A 788-nucleotide genomic window follows, 5' to 3' on the forward strand; every position below is an offset into this window, starting at 1 on the left:
AGGTGCGGGGACTCGTCCCCGATACTCGTTCCGTCTCCGTGCCCGGTGTTGACCCGGGTCTCGGCGGGCAACGCGAACAACCGATCCCGGATCGAGCCGATGATCGTCGGGAAATCCGAATACGACCGACCCGTCGCCCCGGGCCCACCGGAGAACAACGTGTCCCCCGAGAACAACTGACCCGCCTCGGGCAGATACAGACAACTCGACCCCGGCGAATGACCGGGAGTATGCAACGCCACGATCTCCGTCCCCGCGACGGTGATCCGCTGACCGTCCTCGAGCACCGAATGACCGATGCCCGGATGCGTCTGCTCCCACAACACATCGTCGGCCGGATGCAACAGAATCGGCGCATCCAACTCCCCCGACAACTGCGGCGCAACCGTCACATGATCGTTGTGACCATGCGTACAGACAATCGCCCGCACGTGCCGACCGGCGACCGCATCGACGATCGGACCGGCCGTATGCGCAGCATCGACGATCACCACCTCGTCGTCGTCACCGACCAACCAGATGTTGTTGTCGACCTCCCACTCGCCACCATCGAGCGCGAACGTCCCCGACGTGACGACCTTCTCGACCCGCAACTGCCCGCTCACAGGACCACCACCGAACGCAGCACCGTGCCCTGATGCATCTTCTCGAACGCCGCCTCGATATCACCGAGACCGATCCGTTCGGTCACGAACTTCTCGAGCGGCAACCGACCCTGCTCGTACAGATCGACCAACATCGGAAAATCCCGCTCCGGCAGGCAATCGCCGTACCACGACGACTTCAAC

The 788-nt window shown here is 63.5% G+C and carries 1 protein-coding gene and 1 pseudogene; both read right to left on the reverse strand.

The genetic code is table 11. The features are described 5' to 3' along the window. Positions 1-605, reverse strand: a 605-nt coding sequence (locus CH285_RS12230) for an MBL fold metallo-hydrolase (protein WP_094660270.1), incomplete at its 3' end; no start/stop codon positions are given. Next, positions 602-788: pseudogene (locus CH285_RS12235) on the reverse strand (S-(hydroxymethyl)mycothiol dehydrogenase); the annotation flags it as partial. The gene CH285_RS12230 and the pseudogene CH285_RS12235, both read right to left, overlap by 4 nt.

The sequence above is a fragment of the Rhodococcus sp. 05-2256-B1 genome, from assembly GCF_002258465.1.
Classification (GTDB): Bacteria; Actinomycetota; Actinomycetes; order Mycobacteriales; family Mycobacteriaceae; genus Rhodococcoides; species Rhodococcoides fascians.